The organism is Shewanella sp. GutCb (genome assembly GCF_002836135.1).
GTDB lineage: Bacteria > Pseudomonadota > Gammaproteobacteria > Enterobacterales > Shewanellaceae > Shewanella.
In genome coordinates this window covers 251,896-270,184 of record NZ_PJBL01000002.1, presented here as the reverse complement: position 1 = coordinate 270,184, position 18,289 = coordinate 251,896, and the positions used below count along the sequence as shown (strand labels likewise).

17 protein-coding genes are annotated in these 18,289 nt (G+C 42.7%); 14 read left to right on the top strand and 3 right to left on the bottom strand.

Features of this window, described 5'->3' with window-relative positions:
• Positions 1-774: a peroxide stress protein YaaA gene (gene yaaA / locus CXF86_RS02935; protein WP_101090444.1), complete on the top strand. Its 774-nt coding sequence runs from the start codon at positions 1-3 to the stop codon at positions 772-774.
• Positions 775-840: 66 nt separating this feature from the next.
• Here the strand turns inward: yaaA and CXF86_RS02930 are convergent, their stop codons facing one another.
• On the bottom strand, positions 841-2,241 hold the full coding sequence (locus CXF86_RS02930; protein WP_101090443.1) for a M28 family metallopeptidase: 1,401 nt from the start codon (positions 2,239-2,241) through the stop codon (positions 841-843).
• A 135-nt stretch (positions 2,242-2,376) separates the two neighbouring features.
• On the opposite strand from CXF86_RS02930, the gene CXF86_RS02925 reads away from it, so the two are divergent.
• Positions 2,377-2,691: an ArsR/SmtB family transcription factor gene (locus tag CXF86_RS02925; protein WP_101090442.1), complete on the top strand. Its 315-nt coding sequence runs from the start codon at positions 2,377-2,379 to the stop codon at positions 2,689-2,691.
• A gap of 648 nt (positions 2,692-3,339) precedes the next feature.
• Here CXF86_RS02925 and rpsT read toward each other — a convergent pair.
• Positions 3,340-3,606 (bottom strand): 30S ribosomal protein S20, encoded by a 267-nt coding sequence (gene rpsT, locus CXF86_RS02920; protein ID WP_101090441.1) that lies wholly within the window; start codon positions 3,604-3,606, stop codon positions 3,340-3,342.
• Positions 3,607-3,863: 257 nt separating this feature from the next.
• Between rpsT and murJ the strand changes: the two genes are divergently transcribed.
• The 12 genes from murJ (at position 3,864) to CXF86_RS02860 (ending at position 17,677) form a co-directional block, all read left to right on the top strand.
• On the top strand, positions 3,864-5,423 hold the full coding sequence (gene murJ, locus CXF86_RS02915; protein WP_102038304.1) for a murein biosynthesis integral membrane protein MurJ: 1,560 nt from the start codon (positions 3,864-3,866) through the stop codon (positions 5,421-5,423).
• A 65-nt stretch (positions 5,424-5,488) separates the two neighbouring features.
• Positions 5,489-6,424, top strand: a complete 936-nt coding sequence (gene ribF, locus CXF86_RS02910; RefSeq protein WP_101090439.1) for a bifunctional riboflavin kinase/FAD synthetase — start codon at positions 5,489-5,491, stop codon at positions 6,422-6,424.
• Between the two features lie 30 nt (positions 6,425-6,454).
• Complete coding sequence (gene ileS, locus CXF86_RS02905; RefSeq protein WP_101090438.1) at positions 6,455-9,277, top strand: isoleucine--tRNA ligase; 2,823 nt, start codon at positions 6,455-6,457, stop codon at positions 9,275-9,277.
• Positions 9,278-9,290: 13 nt separating this feature from the next.
• Positions 9,291-9,803, top strand: coding sequence for a signal peptidase II (gene lspA, locus CXF86_RS02900; RefSeq protein ID WP_101090437.1), 513 nt, complete (start codon positions 9,291-9,293; stop codon positions 9,801-9,803).
• A gap of 14 nt (positions 9,804-9,817) precedes the next feature.
• Complete coding sequence (gene fkpB / locus CXF86_RS02895) at positions 9,818-10,231, top strand: FKBP-type peptidyl-prolyl cis-trans isomerase (protein WP_374702317.1); 414 nt, start codon at positions 9,818-9,820, stop codon at positions 10,229-10,231.
• A gap of 2 nt (positions 10,232-10,233) precedes the next feature.
• Positions 10,234-11,163, top strand: coding sequence for a 4-hydroxy-3-methylbut-2-enyl diphosphate reductase (gene ispH, locus CXF86_RS02890; RefSeq protein WP_101090435.1), 930 nt, complete (start codon positions 10,234-10,236; stop codon positions 11,161-11,163).
• 229 nt (positions 11,164-11,392) lie between these two features.
• Entirely contained in the window at positions 11,393-11,944 is a 552-nt protein-coding gene (gene pilV, locus CXF86_RS02885; RefSeq protein ID WP_102038302.1) for a type IV pilus modification protein PilV, read from the top strand.
• 13 nt (positions 11,945-11,957) lie between these two features.
• Complete coding sequence (locus CXF86_RS02880; protein WP_102038301.1) at positions 11,958-12,938, top strand: PilW family protein; 981 nt, start codon at positions 11,958-11,960, stop codon at positions 12,936-12,938.
• 16 nt (positions 12,939-12,954) lie between these two features.
• Positions 12,955-13,386: a pilus assembly PilX family protein gene (locus CXF86_RS02875; protein WP_102038326.1), complete on the top strand. Its 432-nt coding sequence runs from the start codon at positions 12,955-12,957 to the stop codon at positions 13,384-13,386.
• 5 nt (positions 13,387-13,391) lie between these two features.
• Positions 13,392-16,976 (top strand): pilus assembly protein, encoded by a 3,585-nt coding sequence (locus CXF86_RS02870; RefSeq protein ID WP_102038300.1) that lies wholly within the window; start codon positions 13,392-13,394, stop codon positions 16,974-16,976.
• A 9-nt stretch (positions 16,977-16,985) separates the two neighbouring features.
• Complete coding sequence (locus tag CXF86_RS02865) at positions 16,986-17,378, top strand: type IV pilin protein (protein ID WP_102038299.1); 393 nt, start codon at positions 16,986-16,988, stop codon at positions 17,376-17,378.
• Positions 17,378-17,677, top strand: a complete 300-nt coding sequence (locus CXF86_RS02860) for a TapY2 family type IVa secretion system protein (RefSeq protein WP_219622716.1) — start codon at positions 17,378-17,380, stop codon at positions 17,675-17,677. Before CXF86_RS02865 ends, CXF86_RS02860 begins: the two co-directional genes overlap by 1 nt.
• A gap of 44 nt (positions 17,678-17,721) precedes the next feature.
• Here CXF86_RS02860 and CXF86_RS02855 read toward each other — a convergent pair whose 3' ends face one another.
• A complete protein-coding gene (locus CXF86_RS02855) occupies positions 17,722-18,258 on the bottom strand; it encodes a GspH/FimT family pseudopilin (protein ID WP_102038298.1) in 537 nt (178 codons plus the stop codon).
• Between the last annotated feature and the right edge of the window lie 31 nt (positions 18,259-18,289).

The window sequence follows — 18,289 nt, the reverse complement described above, 5'->3', positions numbered from 1 at the left end:
ATGTTAATCTTGGTTTCACCTGCAAAAACGTTAGATTTCGAAAACCCAGCGGGTACTGAACGTTATTCAATGCCGACGTTGTTGAGGCAAAGTGAATTGCTGATTGATGTCTGCCGTGAATTAACCCCGAGCGATATTGCATCGTTAATGAAGGTTAGCGATAAAATAGCAGGCTTAAATGTTGCTCGATTTGGTAGTTGGCAGCCTAATTTTACTCCGGAGAATGCTAAGCAAGCCATATTTGCTTTTCGCGGTGATGTTTATACCGGGCTTGATGCCGATACATTATCTGAGGCGAGTCTTCAAAAAGCGCAGCAACAGTTGCGGATCCTATCGGGTCTTTATGGCCTGTTGAAACCACTCGATTTGATGCAAGCCTATCGATTAGAGATGGGAACTCGTTTGGGTAACAGTAGAGGCACTAACTTGTATCAGTTTTGGGGAGATATCATCACCGATGAGCTCAACCAGACGACAGACGCCCAAAATGATGAGTTCATTATTAACTTAGCGTCAAATGAGTACTTTAAAGCCGTTAAGCATAAACAGTTAACTGCAACGCTTATAACTCCTGTTTTTAAAGATAAAAAGAATGGCCAATACAAGGTTATTAGCTTTTTTGCTAAGAAAGCCAGAGGTATGATGGTGCGTTACCTATTAGATAACAAAGTCGATACGTTAGATGCACTGATAAAATTTGATAGCGCTGGCTATTGTTACAGTGAAGCAGATTCAACAGTAAGTGCCCCGGTATTCTTGCGAGAAGAGCAGTAGTTGGCGGTAGTATATAGCCGATAAAAAAGCAGCCTAATGGCTGCTTTTTTATTGGGTTAATCGCGATTATTTGACAGTAATGGGGCGTAAAGTAATTTTTGACTGCGCCATTAAGTACGCGAACTGCGCATATGCGGCAACATTTTGCTGAAGCGCAGCGGGCTCAATTTTGTCTAAAGTATCGTTTGGAGTGTGATGATAGTCGAAGTAATCGCTCCCATCTTGCCTTAATGAGGCTACTGGCACCCCTTGTGAAGGTAACATCGAGACATCAGGGCCTCCTGATGCTCTGTTATTGCCTAAGGCAACACCATTATTAGTCATAGGTGTCGTAAGGGCTAATAACTCGGTATAAGCGGTTTCACTGGCTCTATAATCGATCTGATAGATCCTACCAGCACCAAAGTCTGACTCGGCGGCAATGTAGTGCTTATCTAACTCGGCCTTATGGGCTTTGGCATAAGCTTTGCCGCCAACTAAACCGAGTTCTTCAGCTGCATATAAAACGACTCTAATGGTCCGAGCAGGTTTTGTTGGTAAGTCTTGAATTAGCTTGCCCGCGGCCGTGACAATAGCCACACCAGCACCATCATCAATCGCGCCAGTACCTTCGTCCCAAGAATCTAAGTGAGCGCCAATAAGTACTATCTCGTCGGGCTTGCTAGAACCGGTGACTTCAGCAATGACATTGTATGAAGTGGCAAAACCTTGGTTTTGTGCCGTCAACATCAGGTTGATTGTGATATTTGCATCACGCTTAAGCATTGCATTAATAAGATCGGCATCAGGGTTCGACATTGCTGCAGCCGGAATTTTGGCAACGCCATCTTTATATTTCATCATGCCAGTATGTGCCATGCGGTCGTGATCCGTTCCAATAGAGCGGATCATAATGGCTAAAGCGCCTTTCTCTGCTGCTGCAATCGCGCCTTTTGAGCGTCCGCCGACACTTTTACCATAACCCTTACCAGTAATATGGCGCTCGGTGATCTGGTCGATAAATACAATCTTACCTGCGACATCGTTAGTTGAGGCGGCTTGCAGTGCGGCTAAACTATCAAAGCGGATGATATTGGCTTCAATGCCATTTTTTGGAGTTGATATACTACCGCCCAAAGCGGTGATGACTAATGGCTGAGGGAAAGGCGCTACAATCGATGCTTTTGCTTCGCCACGGTGCCACACCGGTACTTGTACTGGTTCTTTATAGACTTTATCAAAGCCAAGCGTCTTAAGTTTAGATTCAGCCCACTGCACCGCAATGAGGTCTTTTTCGCTACCGGCGAGTCGCGGTCCGACTTCGACGGTCAGTGATTCAACCAAATCGTAAGCAAGATCTGAGCTCAGTGCTCGTTGCTGAAGTTGCATTACAATGTGTTCGTCAGGGCTATTTATTTTGTTATTTTGACAACCAATTAAACTGGCCAAAAAGACCCCCGCCGTGAGTCTTAGATAGATGCTTTTCATGAGTTTCCTTTGTTTTTATTACACATGTCCCATTTTTGAAAACAATCTAGCAAAAAGTGTGCTTTATGTCCCGACTATATCTGCAGGGCAGCGCTATATTAGGCGGTCGGTTTGTTTTAGGAGAAATAGTTCGTAATGAATATGGAACTAATACAGCAACGAGCAGACCATGCCGTTGTGTTATTGAAGGCAATGGCGAATGAGCGCCGCCTATTTATCTTGTGCTATCTTCTTAACGAAGGGGAAATGTGCGTTGGCGAAATGAACAAGAAATTGGGATTAAGCCAATCTGCTCTTTCGCAGCACCTTGCGTGGTTACGTAAAGATAATTTGGTTGAAACGCGTAAAGAAGCTCAAACGGTATATTACTCGTTAAAGAGTGAAGAAGTTGCAGAGATCATTAAGCTACTTAATAATATTTATAGCGATAGCTTACAAACGGTAGCGTAATAGCACTAGGCTACAAGCAAGTGCTAATCTCATTTTCGCCGCTACAGTTTCAATCGTTGTTACAAATGGAGAGGCATGCCTCTCTATTTTTTTATCTAAAAATTGTGAATCCAGCCATTATACCCGTTGCATTAAAAGTTTGACCATTCAGCGTGAATTCAAAGCCCTGTAAGCGAGATGGGGATTGAAGCTAATAGTGATTCTCGGCTCTGGCATCCTCGGTAATTACTCCATGCATGACTCTCGATAATTGCTCCTGCATTATTCTACCTTCGTCCATTCTTGGGCTCGTACCTCCTGCACTTGACCTCCATGAAGGAAGGCAATGGCATATTTTGTATGGGACAAAACAGACCATTTAGTCGTATATCTAAAGCTCACAACGAAGCTTAAAGGGCTTTGCCATTTGCTTTAAACGTTGTCCGCACTCGTTAAGCGACTCAGATTTCCCACTTCCGCTTTGCAGTGGCTTAAAAGGGATCAACCCTTTTCACCAATGCGCCTTGAATTGAAAAGTATGAGGTGCTCTGAATGGGTCAAATACTTAATGCAATTGGTATTAGAAGCATGGCTCCGGCATTAAACTCAAATTTTAGACATAAAAAAACCGGCCGAAGCCGGTTTTTACTTTTGCTTTAAAACTAAAACTTAAGCAGCAAGTGCTTTAATTTTAGTGTTTAAGCGTGACTTATAACGAGCAGCCTTATTCTTGTGAATAAGACCTTTAGTCGCCATACGGTCAACAAGTGGTTGTGCTGTTACGAAAGCGGCAGTAGCTGCTTCGTGGTCGCCTGCATTAATTGCAGCAATTACTTTTTTTACGTAAGTACGTAGCATTGAGCCACGGCTTGCGTTGTGCTGGCGACGCTTCTCAGACTGAAGTGCGCGCTTCTTTGCAGACTTGCTATTAGCCAAGGTGCAACTCCTAAAACTGTGTTTGGTATTTTTGAGGTCGAGGAATATGCCCTATTTATGTCATTTTGTCAATGACAATAGTCAAATCAGTTTGATTAACTCAAAATAATCTAACCAGCTTGGCTTTCTTCAACCTAACTCGTGTAATATAGTGCGCAATTCTAGCAGGTATTGCTACGAGACAATAGGGGGAGCGCTAATTAGTGCGTGGTATCGCCCAATTTTTTTAGCTCTATACATATGGGGCAGGGGGCGTTTTGAGTAGAAAGCTATTTAGGTCAGGCATGATAGTCAGTGCTATGACACTAATTTCACGTGTTTTAGGGTTAGTGAGAGACGTTGTTATCGCTAATATTATGGGCGCAGGCAGTAGCGCCGATGTTTTTTTCTTTGCTAATAAAATTCCTAATTTTTTAAGGCGTCTGTTTGCTGAAGGTGCTTTTGCACAGGCATTCGTCCCCGTTTTAACCGAATATCAAGAAAAAAACAGCGATGAAGAGATAAGAGACCTACTGGGTAAGGTCGCTGGTACGCTCGGTGTGTTAGTTAGCGTTGTAACCTTGGTAGGCGTCATAGCGTCACCCGTGTTGGCAGCATTGTTCGGTGGTGGTTGGTTTCTTGCTTGGTTGAATGATGCTCCAGGCGGAGAAAAATTTGAACTAGCCGCGTTAATGTTGAAGATAACCTTTCCCTATTTATGGTTTATCACTTTTACCGCATTGGCGGGATCTATTCTAAATACTCGCGGGCGTTTTGCGGTTTCTGCTTTCACCCCGGTGTTCCTCAATATCGCCATTATTGCCGCAGCTCTGTTTTTGGTTCCCAATGTTGAACAGCCTGAAATAGGATTAGCATGGGGAGTGTTTTTTGGTGGCTTGATTCAATTTTTGTTTCAAATCCCTTTTCTTATCAGAGAAAAAGCGATTGTTAAACCAAGCTGGGGATGGCGTCACCCTGGGGTGACTAAGATTCGAACTTTAATGATCCCAGCACTTTTCGGGGTGTCGGTGTCACAAATCAATCTGTTATTCGATACATTTATCGCTAGTTTCTTAATGACGGGTTCAATCAGTTGGTTGTATTACTCTGATAGATTACTTGAATTCCCATTAGGGCTGTTTGGTATCGCAATAGCGACGGTTATTTTGCCTGCATTATCTAAACGTCATGTTAACGCTGAGAGCGAAGGGTTTTCACAGACAATGGATTGGGGCGTTAAAGCGATTATCTTATTAGGTTTACCGGCCATGTGTGGCTTGATTATGCTTGCTAAACCCATGCTGATGGTGCTGTTTATGCGCGGTGCGTTTACCTATGATGATGTTGAAATGGCATCATACAGTTTGATGGCATACGGTAGTGGTCTACTGAGCTTTATGTTGATTAAAATTTTGGCACCGGGTTATTACTCTCGCCAAGATACTAAAACGCCAGTGCGTTACGGTATTATCGCCATGGTAAGTAATATGGTGTTTAACCTCATTTTCGCCATCCCGTTCGGCTATGTCGGTCTTGCTATTGCGACTTCTATGTCAGCGGCACTTAATGCTTGCCTGCTATACAGAGGGTTGCATAAAGCGAATGTATATCGGCTGAGTACCTCGACGATTATGTTTTCCGTTAAGACGCTGGTTGCGGCACTGATTATGTTAGCGGTTATTTACTATTTGCAGCCATCCATCGCTGCTTGGTTAGATTTTTCGTTGTCAGAACGTGGAATAGAGCTTGCTAAATTGATTGTAATTGCAGCAACCTCGTACTTTATTTGCCTAGTTTGCTTCGGAATTCGCCCTTGGAAGATGAAAGCTGCAGTTTGAGGGCTGATTATAAAGACTAGCTGGTATATAATCCGCCCATTTACTCTCATGTGTCGTGTAGGATAATGGAATTAATCCGCGGTATTTATAATATTTTGCCAAAGCATCATGGTTGCGTATTAACAATAGGCAACTTCGATGGTGTTCATCGTGGCCATGCGGAAGTGATTAATCGGCTTGTAGAAAAAGCGCAACACCTGGGCTTACCTGCAGTCGTAATGACATTTGAACCGCAACCACAAGAGTTTTTTCGATGCGAAAATGCACCTGCTCGTTTGAGCTTATTACGCGATAAGCTAATGTTGCTCGATGAGTTAGCGATTGACCGGGTGTTATGTGTGAACTTTAATAAGAAGTTTGCTGATTTTAGCGCAGAAGATTTTATTGAACAATTATTGGTTAAAGCACTCGGTATTAAGTACTTAGTGGTTGGCGATGACTTTTGTTTTGGTCGCCAGCGTCAGGGTGATTTTGACATGCTACGTAAAGCCGGTGAGAAACACGGTTTTGCAGTCGTGAGTACGCAAAGCTTTATTTTAGGTGACAAGCGCGTCAGTTCTACAGAGGTAAGGCAGCTACTCGCTAGCGGTAATATGGAACAAGCAAGACGTTTGCTTGGACATCCCTTTATCCTTAGTGGCAAGGTTGCGCATGGTCAAAAGATTGGGCGAACCATAGGTTTTCCCACGGCTAATATCGCGTTAAAGCGCAAAGTCTCGCCTGTTCGAGGTGTTTTTGCGGTTAAGCTTTATTGGGACAATAGCGATATATATGAAGGCGTAGCAAACGTCGGTTTTAGACCAACAGTGAATGGTCAAGTATGTCAGTTAGAAGTCCATCTATTTGATTTTGAAGGTGACCTTTATGGTAAAGCCGTTGAAGTTGAGTTGGTGGCAAAGATTAGAGACGAGCAGCCATTTGGATCACTAGATGCGCTGAAAAAACAAATTGAAAATGATGCCAACAGAGCGAAAGCCCTGCTTGGCAGCGATGCAGGCTAATAGCTTAGCTAACAAAATGGTAAAGGGTTAATGAGCGACTATAAATCTACTTTGAATTTGCCGGAAACTGAGTTTCCGATGCGTGGTAACTTGGCTAATCGTGAGCCAGAGATGTTAAAATCCTGGACCGAGAAAGGACTGTATCAACAGATCCGTGAGAGCCGTAAAGAGAGCAAGCCGTTTATTTTGCATGATGGTCCTCCATATGCAAACGGTGATATTCATATTGGTCACTCAGTTAATAAAATTCTTAAAGATATTATTATCAAGTCAAAGACCATGTCTGGTTTTGATGCGCCATACATTCCTGGATGGGATTGTCATGGTCTACCTATTGAGCTCAAAGTAGAGCAAAAAGTCGGTAAGCCTGGCCACAAAGTTACGGCGGCAGAGTTTCGTCAAAAATGCCGTGAATATGCGGCTAAGCAAGTTGATGGCCAACGTGATGATTTTATCCGTTTAGGTGTATTTGCTGATTGGCAAAACCCTTACCTAACTATGGATTTCGGCACTGAAGCAAACATTGTACGCTCACTATCAAAAGTGATTGAAAGCGGACACTTGCACAAAGGTGTCAAGCCTGTGCATTGGTGTACTGATTGTGGTTCTGCTCTGGCTGAAGCTGAAGTTGAATATGAAGACAAGATGTCTCCGGCAATCGATGTGGCTTTTTCAGTTGTCGATAAGGGCGCTTTACTCACTAAGTTTGGTGTTACTGAATATCCACATAACATCTCTATGGTTATCTGGACGACAACGCCTTGGACTCTGCCTGCTAACCGCGCATTGGCTGTTGCTGGCAATATCGAATACTCTTTGGTTGAGATGGTAAAAGACGGCCAAACTCAAGCACTGGTATTAGCTGAAGACTTAGTTGAGTCATGTGTTGAACGATTTGGTGCTGAGTCGCATAAAGTGCTGGCGAATGTACTCGGTTCTGAACTTGAGCTATTACGCTTTAATCACCCATTTTATGCTTTTGATGTGCCAGTTATCTTAGCGGATCACGTTACTGTCGATTCAGGTACGGGTATTGTTCATACTGCACCAGGCCATGGCCAAGACGATTTCATTGTTGGCCAAAAGTATGGTTTAGAAGTTGCTAACCCAGTGGGTGACAATGGTGTTTATAAAGCCGACACCGAGATTTTTGCAGGACAACACGTCTTCAAAGCGAACAAGAGCGTCGTCACGTTATTGGAAGAGAAAGGCGCATTGCTTAATCATATTGCGATTAATCATAGCTACCCACATTGCTGGCGTCATAAAACACCGATTATCTTCCGCGCGACTCCGCAGTGGTTTATCTCAATGGATCAAAAAGGGCTGCGTCAACAAGCCTTGGGTGAAATCGAGAAAACACAGTGGATCCCTGATTGGGGCCAAAGCCGCATAGAGAAGATGGTCGAGAACCGTCCAGATTGGTGTATCTCACGCCAACGTACCTGGGGGGTGCCAATTGCCTTATTCGTACACCGCGAAACAGATGAACTTCATCCTGATAGCGTCTCACTAATGGAAAGAGTGGCTAACCGTATCGAGCAAGAAGGTATTCAAGCTTGGTGGGATTTAGATGCTTCTGAGCTTCTAGGTGATGAAGCTGACCAATACCGCAAAGTGACAGATACGTTAGACGTATGGTTTGACTCAGGCTCAACATTCTCATCTGTTGTAGCAGCGCGTCCAGAGTTTAATGGCCATGAAGTTGACCTTTATTTAGAAGGTAGCGACCAGCATCGTGGTTGGTTCATGTCATCATTAATGATCTCTACTGCGATGAATGGCAAAGCGCCTTATAAGCAAGTGCTGACTCATGGTTTTGCTGTTGATGGCAAAGGTCGTAAGATGTCTAAATCGGTTGGTAACGTGATTGCTCCACAGCATGTCACCAACAAGCTAGGCGCTGACATACTTCGTTTATGGATAGCTGCAACCGATTATAGCGGTGAAATGACCGTTTCTGACGAAATCCTCAAGCGCAGTGCTGATGCTTATCGTCGTATTCGTAACACTGCTCGTTTCCTATTGGCTAACATCAATGGCTTTAATCCAGAAAAAGATATGGTCGCCGTTGAAGACATGGTTGCTTTAGATCGTTGGGTTGTCCGCCGTGCCGCTGCATTACAACAGGAACTGATTGAAGCTTACGACGAATATAACTTCCATTCAGTGACTCAAAAGCTGATGCAGTTCTGCTCTGTTGAGCTAGGTAGCTTCTACCTTGATATTATTAAAGACAGACAGTACACGGCTAAAGATGACAGTAATGCTCGTCGCAGTTGTCAATCCGCACTGTACCTTATCTCTGAGGCTATGGTGCGCTGGATGGCACCTATCTTGAGCTTCACTGCTGATGAGATTTGGAAACTACTTCCAGGTGAACGTAGTGAATTCGTATTTACAGAAATGTGGTATGAAGGCCTGACGTCTGTGACGCTTGATTCCGATCTGAACGATGAATACTGGGACCAATTGCTAGCAGTTCGCGCTGAAGTGAATAAAGTGATTGAAAGCGCTCGTCGTGAAAAGTTGATTGGTGGATCGTTGGAAGCTGAAATTACGCTATACGCTGATGAAGCATTGTCTACCGTACTTAACACTTTGGGTGATGAATTACGCTTCGTGTTATTGACCTCTAAGACCGATGTAGTGGCACTTTCTCAAGCACCTGCGGATGCTATTGACACTGAGCTTGCGACTCTGAAGCTAGGGCTGAAAAAGTCTGAAGCTGAGAAGTGTGAGCGTTGCTGGCATCATAGAGAAGATGTTGGCCAAGTCGTTGAACATCCAACGCTTTGTACGCGTTGTGTGACCAATATCGAAGGTGAAGGCGAAACTCGCCAGTTTGCATAATAAAGGATCTGTAATGCCCACTTCTTGGAAAGACAGTGGCCTACGTTGGTATTGGATAGTTGTGTTAGTGTTACTTGCTGACCAACTGTCTAAACAGTGGGTTTTGTCCAGCTTTGAGCTGTATGAATCGGTAAAGTTATTACCGATATTTAACTTTACCTATGTGCGTAATTACGGCGCGGCATTTAGTTTTCTAAGTGATGCAGGGGGTTGGCAACGTTGGTTGTTCACTTTCGTCGCGGTTGGTTTTAGTGTGTTACTTTCTGTTTGGTTGCGTCAGCAACCAAGTAAAATGTGGCGTTTAAATCTGGCTTACACATTAGTGATCGGCGGAGCACTAGGTAATTTAATTGATCGGTTGCAACATGGTTTTGTGGTCGATTTCTTAGATTTCTATTGGAACAGTAGTCATTTTCCAGCATTTAATATTGCTGATTCTGCCATCTGCGTCGGTGCCGGACTCATCATTTTGGATTCTTTTGTTTCCGGTAAAGATGTCAAAAACTCAGCTGATATAAAGGGGTAATCTAAGTGTCAGATATGCATTCAATTTTGTGTCACATGAACATAGTACTTGAAGATGGATCGACAGCTGAAAGTACCAAGGCGGCAGGAAAACCTGCTCGCTTTAATATTGGTGATGAAAGCTTAAGCCCAGCGTTTGAAGCCGAAATTAGCAATTTATCAGTGGGTGATAGCCATAGCTTTACTTTGCAGCCAGCTGATACCTTCGGCGTGTCTAACCCTGATGCCGTACACCATATGGATAAGAGCCGTTTCCCTGTTGATATGAAGCTTGAAGCGGGTGTTATTGTGAGTTTTGGCGGCCCAGGTGGCAGCGAAATACCTGGCATGGTACGAGATGTTGTTGGTGACTCTGTCACTGTCGACTTGAATCATCCATTGGCGGGTCAAGTGCTAACATTTGAACTTGAAGTGGTACAGGTACTGTAATTATGAAAATTCTTTTAGCAAATCCTCGCGGTTTCTGCGCTGGTGTTGATCGTGCAATTAGTATTGTTGAACGGGCATTAGAGCTTTTTTCCCCACCTATCTATGTGCGACATGAAGTTGTTCATAACCGTTATGTGGTGCAAAACCTTAAAGATCGTGGTGCCGTGTTTGTTGAAGAGTTAGATCAAGTGCCGGATAACAGCATTGTTATCTTTAGCGCTCATGGCGTATCGCAAGCGGTTCGTGCTGAAGCCAAAACTCGTGGTCTTAAGGTGTTTGATGCGACGTGCCCACTGGTTACCAAGGTTCATTTGCAGGTGACTCGTGCGAGCCGTAAAGGCATTGAATGTATTCTTATTGGTCACGCTGGTCACCCAGAAGTCGAAGGCACTATGGGTCAATATGATAACCCAGAGGGCGGAGTTCATTTAGTTGAGTCTCCAGCAGATGTGGCTAAGCTTGAAGTCAAAAATCCTGATAACTTGTGCTTTGTGACTCAAACAACATTATCAGTGGATGATACTGCGGATGTGATAGCTTCTTTGCAGAAGAAGTACCCTGGGATAGAAGGCCCACGCAAAGATGATATTTGTTATGCAACGCAAAATCGTCAGGATGCTGTACGTAATGTTGCTGCAGAGGTCGAGCTGTTTATTGTGGTAGGTTCTAAAAACAGCTCTAACTCAAATCGTTTGCGTGAATTGGCGCAAAAGAAAGGGACTAACTCCTATTTAGTTGATAATGCAGATGATGTGGACCCCAATTGGTTTAATGGTGTTCAACGTGTTGCTGTAACCGCTGGAGCATCTGCACCAGAAGTGTTAGTTAAGCAAGTTGTTGATGCTATCGCGGATATGGCGCCAAGCGTTATTACCGAAGTCGAAGGCCGGTTGGAAGATACCGTATTTGCTGTCCCCGCCGAGTTACGCTAAAGCGAACATCGCACTGATTAAAAAGAGGCCTTAGGCCTCTTTTTTTATGCTTATAATTCAGACACATCAATGACCTTTACGTTTAAATTAACAACCAGACCAAAGCTAACATTCGACTAAACTACCATTAACCTGTATGCTGATTTACTCTTCCTAAGTTACAGATTTAAAACACTAAAAACATAAATTTAACGTCAATAATATGACTAAAGCAAAGGAATTGACAGTAATGAAAAACCAACAAAAGGGTCTTTCTTTAATTGAAGTGATGGTCTCTTTAGTTATTTTAGTTGTTGGTCTAATTGGTATTTTTAATCTCCACATTATTGCGAAACGCGGCAGTTTCGAATCTTTTCAGCAAACCCAAGCTACTTACCTTGCTAACGATATTATTAATAGAATGAAACTGAATCGTTCTCAACTCCTGCTATACCGTGGCACCTATGCTGGCTTACTATCAAAACCAGGTAAATCATGTGATGTGGGCGTAGGAGCCACTGTAATCTGTAGCAATGCAGAAACACGCACATGGGATTTATATCAGTGGGAGCAACTATTTGGTGGTGCATCAGAACTACAAGGCACTAAAAGTGTGGGTGGGCTTGATGGTGCTACTGCATGTGTCGATGTAAAAGCAACAGGTGAGGTCCTTGTTGTCATGACTTGGCGGGGAGTTCGCAGTGTAAGCGATGGAGCGTCGAATAAAAGTGATTTCGTGAAGGGGTGCGGCACAGCGAATGATCGACGCCGAACATATTCTTTAAGTACTGTAATAATTTAAATTGGCACATGTAATGAGATTAATTAGAGATAAACAGAGTGGTTATTCATTAGTAGAATTGATGGTTGCTATGGTCGTGAGTTTATTTTTATCGGCTGGTCTTTTTTCTATGTTCGCAATGTCTTCTGCGAATGTCACGACAACGAGTCAATTTAATCAGCTGCAGGAGAATGGACGCATCGCTTTGGCTTTAATCGAACGAGATGTTAGCCAACTGGGTTTTATGGCTGATATGACGGGGACAGACTTCGTTATAGGTATGAATACTCAAGTCAATGCTGTAGCTATTCCTGCTGCTAGTGACTGCATTGGCGGTGGTGCAAATAATGCTAGTTTCCCCAATAACCAACCCGCTCACTTTAGACGATTATGGGGATATGAGCAGAGTATAGGAACAGAATCTTTTGCTTGTTTATCAGGTGTCACAGCAAATACTGATGTGCTTCAGGTAAAAAGGTTGATTGGTCCCGCTGTTACGGCATTTAATACTAATCGCTATTATATGGCAACTACAGCAAGTCAGGCAGTGCTATTTTCCGGTGATCAAACTGCACCGAGTATTGATAATGCACGGTTCTGGGAGTACCAGCATCATATCTATTTTATTAAAAATGATAATGGCGTACCTGTCTTGATGAGACGTGTGTTAGGAAAAGGTGGGATGAAAACCCGTAATAGTTATGAGCAATTGGTCGAAGGGATCGAGAATTTTAGAGTGATGTATGGTTTTGATAGCGATGGCGATAATACTGCCGACAGTTTTATGCCTGCGCAAAATGTGACCTCATTAATGTGGGATAATGGGTTGTTTCGGCGTTTAGTAGCGTTGAGGATTTTCCTATTAGTTCGCTCAATAGATGAAGATACTAGTTACAGTAATACAAAGAGTTATGTACTTGGTGATAAAACTATTTCCGCCAGTAATGATGGATTTAGGCGTAAAGTTGTCTCGACCACAGTTGTATTAGAAAACCCTATACTGATTAGGAACTAGTTTGATGAAAATGAGAATGAAAAAACAACAAGGGATAGTACTATTTTTTTCGCTGATTATTCTGCTCATTATGACGGTTATTGGGGTGGCATTAGCTGTTAATTCTACTCAGTCAATTCGAATGGCTGGAGCCGGTTCAGAGAGGGTCGAAGCGATGTCTGAGGCACATGGTGCCATGAATAAAGTACTTGTCGCCAATCAAGGTACCATCATGGCCAATATTAACTCAATCGTAACTGTTGTTGATAATGTATTTAGTGTGTCTAGCACGATGACACCAATGGCTGATGGTGATGTCAGCTGTCAGAGGAGTTCTGTCGCCAGTGGCGCAAATTTGATTAGTTGTAGAAGAGTTGAAGTTTCTAGTACAGCAACATTCGGTCGTGATGACATGGGCCGTTTGGTTGTCGTTGCAGGAATAGAACAAGAAGTTATAACCGGGAGTTAGTCATTATGTGGGTTAAACGAATTTTCATTGTCATAGCTTGCGCTGTAATCGTTCTTTCAGGTGCTAGTCATGGTGACGATACTGAGTTATATGTTTATGAGTCATCAGCACGTTCCGGTGCCAGACCTCAAGTGCTAATTATATTTGATAACTCAGGTAGTATGGGGACTATGGTCAATGATGCTGAAGCATTTTATAATCCTAATATTACTTATCCAGCATCCGGCAGCGATAACTCTTTGCAGGAGCGCATGGTCTACTTTACTAAAGGTGGGATTGATAATACATCTATACCTGTCCCTGATAGCCCATCCGAAAGCCGACGTTTTCTAGCTGAGATTAACGGCTGTGAAAGTTCTTGGGATTATCTTAGCGACTATGGTGTCTTTACTGGTTTTTTTCGCGAGTATAGTTTTTCTGGGCAAAATGGTACTTGGCAAGAGGTACCTGATAATAACGGGGCTAATATCACCCATATTGATTGTTTTGATGATATAGATGACAAAAAATGGCGCAATGCACCAGGGCACCCATCAGGATTCCCAATAGATAGTGCGGGTAATAAAAAGAACCCAGTACGTTATGCTGAAGTTGATGGGAGTTCGACAACATCAGAAATTGATGATGCATACAAAAAAGCAGAACAAACAGGATTCGGCACTGGGCAGGCAATAACACTCTATACTGACAATTATTTGCGCTGGTATCACGGCGATCAAACTACAGTCCCCAAGTCTCGTCTCGAAATAGCAAAAGAAGTGATTAAGAATACGATTGTCACTACCCCGAGTGTTGATTTTGGCTTGGCTATTTTTAACATTAACTATCCTGAAGATGGCTATGGTGATGGTGGGAGAATTATTTCAGGCATTAAGAGTATGACTGAAGCGAATAAAGTTTCGTTGTTGTCGACAATTGATAACCTTCCAGCATCAACAAATACACCACTATGTGAAACTTTATATGAAGCGTATCGATATTTTGCAGGTAAGAATGTATATTTTGGTGACAAAGACTATAAACCTAGACATTTGTCATATACTAAGAATAATCCACCTCAAGATTTTACAGCACAATCGGGAGGTAAGTACTTATCTCCGTTTAAAGAATGTCAAAACAGAGCCTATATTGTCTATATTACAGATGGTGTTCCAACGGTTGATCATGCAGCCGATGACAAAGTGCTTGGATTACCAGGCGTAAGCACTACGGACATATTTACTAACGCAAGCCCATCTTTTACAAGTTATCTTCCGGCACTTGCGGGTTGGATGAACACTAATGATGTGAATACTACTTCAGCTTTTCCTGATGACCAAAATGTTACTACATTTACCATTGGCTTTAGTGAGGGAGCTGATGATGCTGCTGATTTATTACTAAAAACGGCTGAAAAAGGTGGAGGGAAGTATTTCCCCGCGGCCAACGCAACAGCTTTACAGTCTGCTTTACAGCAAGTGTTCTCACAAATTTTAGAAGTTAACGCTAGCTTTACATCCCCTTCGATAGCAAGTAATAATTTTGATAGAACAAAAACATTTGATTCAGTTTATTACTCTATGTTTTTACCGAATAAAGGCCCTCGCTGGTCGGGTAACCTAAAGAAGTTTAAGGTAACGGCTGGAGGCGATATTATTGATAAAAAAGGTAACAATGCATTAGCGAGTGACGGTAGTATCAAGTCTTCAGTTTGTTCTTATTGGACGTTAGATTCAGTGTGTTCTGCTGCTAGCGATGGTGGAGATGGCAATGATGTTAAAGTCGGGGGCGTGGCAGATATGCTAAAGCGCGGCACGAGTCGTAAATTGCTCAGTAACATAGGCACTAACAGTGCAATGGTTAATTTCACGAAGAACAATGCTTCAAACTATGCTGGTGGGGATGGAGATTTAGCCAGTTACATGGGGATTGATGAGTCTCAGCTGAGCGATACTTTTAATTGGGCTAAGGGTATCGATGTTGATGACGATGATGGTGACGGCTTTATTACGGATAATCGTGCCGATATATTAGGTGACCCACTACATTCTAAGCCTCTAGCTATTAATTTTGGAACGACAGCAACGCCCGATGTTCGAATTTTTATGGGGACCAATCACGGCTTCTTGCATATGTTTAAAGATAGTGGAGATAGCGTCTCTGAATCATGGGCATTTATACCATATGAATTGTTCCCCAATTTACGAGAATTAAAATCTAATATTCCGACTGGAGTTCATTCAGTTTATGGTTTGGATAGTTCACCTGTTAGTTATGTTGAGACTGGTAGCTCAGGAGTTGAAAAGGCTTGGGTGTTCATAGGTATGCGTCGAGGTGGGAAGTCATACTATGCGTTCGACGTAACGTCACCTGATTCGCCTAGTTTTATGTGGAAAATTGATGCAGATAGTTCGGGAATGTCTGAACTGGGTCAAACATGGTCTGAACCCGTCGTCACTCGAATTCCAGGCTGGCCTATCGGTAATACAGATCCCGCTAATGCTAAGCCTGTGCTTATTTTTGGCGCTGGTTATTCTCCATCAACAAAGGATGGTGCTGCAGTCGGATCATCTGATTCGGAAGCGCGCGGTGTATTTATCGTAGATGCTGCTACCGGCAAGTTAGTGCATTCTTTTGGTCCTACATCGGGTTCTAATATTACTCAAATCCCCGGGATCACTGACAGTATACCTAATTCAGTCGCGGTACTAGACAGTAATAATGATCGTCTAACCGACAGAATCTATGCATCTGATACTGGGGGGCATGTATGGCGGCTTGATTTACCTAGTGGTTACCCAAATGATGCGATAGCGCCATGGACCGCTTTTAAATTTGCAGATTTAGGTGGTGGGACGCTTGCATCTGATAGGCGGTTTTTTGCTGAGCCAGCAGTTGCACAAACAGTATTTACAAATATTTCTGAGGTGAGTGTCGTCATTGAGGGTTCAACAACAACGACTAAAAATTATCAAAATGTACCTTATGATGCCGTTGTCATTGGTTCCGGCCATAGACCGCATCCGTCAGATAAATCAAGAGATGATAAGTTTTTTACAATGCAAGATCGCAATGTTGTTACCCGTTCGTTTGATGGTTCAAATGGGAACTCGATTCCAGCGCCGATAATCTTAGAAAATTTATACAATGTAACGTCTAAAGCAGCTACCACAGAAGATGAAAATATTGCATTCGGTAAAAAACTCGGGTGGTACTATAACCTAAGTGCAGTTGGCGAGAAAAGTTTAGCTGGAGCAGCTATTATTCAAGGCCGAGTGTATTTTACATCTTACGTTCCCGGTGATACTTCATCGAGCAACCAATGTTTGATTTCAGGTCAAGGTCGACTTTACTCTTTTGCTTTACATAAAGGTACGCGTACTTACACTAAAGAGTATATTGAGTTAGGAGAAAGGGTCCCTGATACCCCACAACTGTCAATTCCTGGCGACAAAATGTATTTTCCTGAACTGCCTCTCGATAATGTTGAAAGACAAGAATGTGAAGCTGGAGATGTTAATTGCCCACCACCGCCATGCGGGGAAAATGATGTTAAATGTGTAGGTGGCGGTTTAGGAATAAACCGTATTTATTACCATGTGGATGAGTAAGGTTAATTGATGTATAGAATAAAAGGTTTTTCATTAATCGAGTTAATGATAGCTGTCGCTATTATAGGGATTTTGGCGACAATCGCTTATCCATCATATGTCGATTACGTTGCAAAAGGCGCGAGGGCTGAAGGCTTAACAATTCTGGCTGATGCTGCAAATTTGCAGGAACAATTTTATTTCGATAACAGGACTTATACTGGAAATATGTCAGATTTAGGCTTTGACGCTAACCCTTTTATTACCGATGGCGAGAACTATAGCGTAAGCGCTACGATAGTAGGAACGGGTACGTTTAAAGTTAAGGCAACTGCAAAAGGGGCTCAAGCTACACGCGATAGTTCTTGTGGGGTTCTGCAGATTACCGAGACAGGGGAAAAAACGCCAAAGGGGTGTTGGTAATGAGAAATTCTGTTTTATTTATACTTGTAGCTTCGGTTATACCTAATGCAATGGCAAGTAACGGTGAAAAAAAAGATTATAAGTGTTTTTTGAAAACAACCACCGTTGAGCAGATTGCTTTTTATAATTGGCAGGTGGAAAAATTAGAACTTAGTATGGCAACGCTGCCAGCCAGGAAGGTTCCTAACAGAAATGATGGGAACAATGCGTACATAAAAGAGGTTGTTGAGTGTGTTGGGCTCGACGAGACATTTATCAATGTAGAAGCGCAAAAGCTAGATGGTTTAACCGTTAGATGATTAGACCTTGTCGTTAGAGTTAGTTAGCAAATAGTTAACTAATTCTAACTACAGGTTAGCGTATTCGTAGAAAGCTTCATTCTACCTGTTCGGGTAACTTCTATAGCTTTGGTATTTTCATTCGACTTACTGGTGGGGCAGTATGAAAATATGCCGGAAGTATATGTTCCTGTAATACTTCCTTCTGAAGAGAAACTAATTGAATTTCTGTCATAGGAAACAAAGTCGCTACTATGAAAGGGATCGACCACAATTATCACTTTATCATCAACACCATTAGTGCTATCTAGTTTTGCAATAGTGCCATTATCAATGAATACTTTAAAGCCATTTTCCCAATCATCCCCACAAGTAGTACCTGAAAGGGGACAAACGGTTACTCTTGCACCATAACTGATAGCTTGATTGCGCGCCAACTGAAGAGATTGTTGAATATTTCTTATTGCAGCTTCACTTCTTGAATCTTCGTAGAAAACGGTAAAGGAGGGGATGGCAATACTAATTAAAATAGTCGCGATAGCAATCGTCACCATTAGTTCCACAAGAGTGAAAGCATTTATTCTTTTTTTATAGTGTCTCATGGCGATATCCTTTACCTAACAACATCAGCAG

What these genes read in the sequence shown, in the direction of transcription:
- yaaA (WP_101090444.1), top strand. Translation starts at nt 1, where the DNA reads ATGTTAATCTTGGTTTCACCTGCAAAAACGTTAGATTTCGAAAACCCA.
- CXF86_RS02930 (WP_101090443.1), bottom strand. Translation starts at nt 2,241, where the DNA reads ATGAAAAGCATCTATCTAAGACTCACGGCGGGGGTCTTTTTGGCCAGT.
- CXF86_RS02925 (WP_101090442.1), top strand. Translation starts at nt 2,377, where the DNA reads ATGAATATGGAACTAATACAGCAACGAGCAGACCATGCCGTTGTGTTA.
- ribF (WP_101090439.1), top strand. Translation starts at nt 5,489, where the DNA reads ATGGAATTAATCCGCGGTATTTATAATATTTTGCCAAAGCATCATGGT.
- ileS (WP_101090438.1), top strand. Translation starts at nt 6,455, where the DNA reads ATGAGCGACTATAAATCTACTTTGAATTTGCCGGAAACTGAGTTTCCG.
- lspA (WP_101090437.1), top strand. Translation starts at nt 9,291, where the DNA reads ATGCCCACTTCTTGGAAAGACAGTGGCCTACGTTGGTATTGGATAGTT.
- fkpB (WP_374702317.1), top strand. Translation starts at nt 9,818, where the DNA reads ATGCATTCAATTTTGTGTCACATGAACATAGTACTTGAAGATGGATCG.
- ispH (WP_101090435.1), top strand. Translation starts at nt 10,234, where the DNA reads ATGAAAATTCTTTTAGCAAATCCTCGCGGTTTCTGCGCTGGTGTTGAT.
- pilV (WP_102038302.1), top strand. Translation starts at nt 11,393, where the DNA reads ATGAAAAACCAACAAAAGGGTCTTTCTTTAATTGAAGTGATGGTCTCT.
- CXF86_RS02880 (WP_102038301.1), top strand. Translation starts at nt 11,958, where the DNA reads ATGAGATTAATTAGAGATAAACAGAGTGGTTATTCATTAGTAGAATTG.
- CXF86_RS02875 (WP_102038326.1), top strand. Translation starts at nt 12,955, where the DNA reads ATGAAAAAACAACAAGGGATAGTACTATTTTTTTCGCTGATTATTCTG.
- CXF86_RS02870 (WP_102038300.1), top strand. Translation starts at nt 13,392, where the DNA reads ATGTGGGTTAAACGAATTTTCATTGTCATAGCTTGCGCTGTAATCGTT.
- CXF86_RS02865 (WP_102038299.1), top strand. Translation starts at nt 16,986, where the DNA reads ATGTATAGAATAAAAGGTTTTTCATTAATCGAGTTAATGATAGCTGTC.
- CXF86_RS02860 (WP_219622716.1), top strand. Translation starts at nt 17,378, where the DNA reads ATGAGAAATTCTGTTTTATTTATACTTGTAGCTTCGGTTATACCTAAT.
- CXF86_RS02855 (WP_102038298.1), bottom strand. Translation starts at nt 18,258, where the DNA reads ATGAGACACTATAAAAAAAGAATAAATGCTTTCACTCTTGTGGAACTA.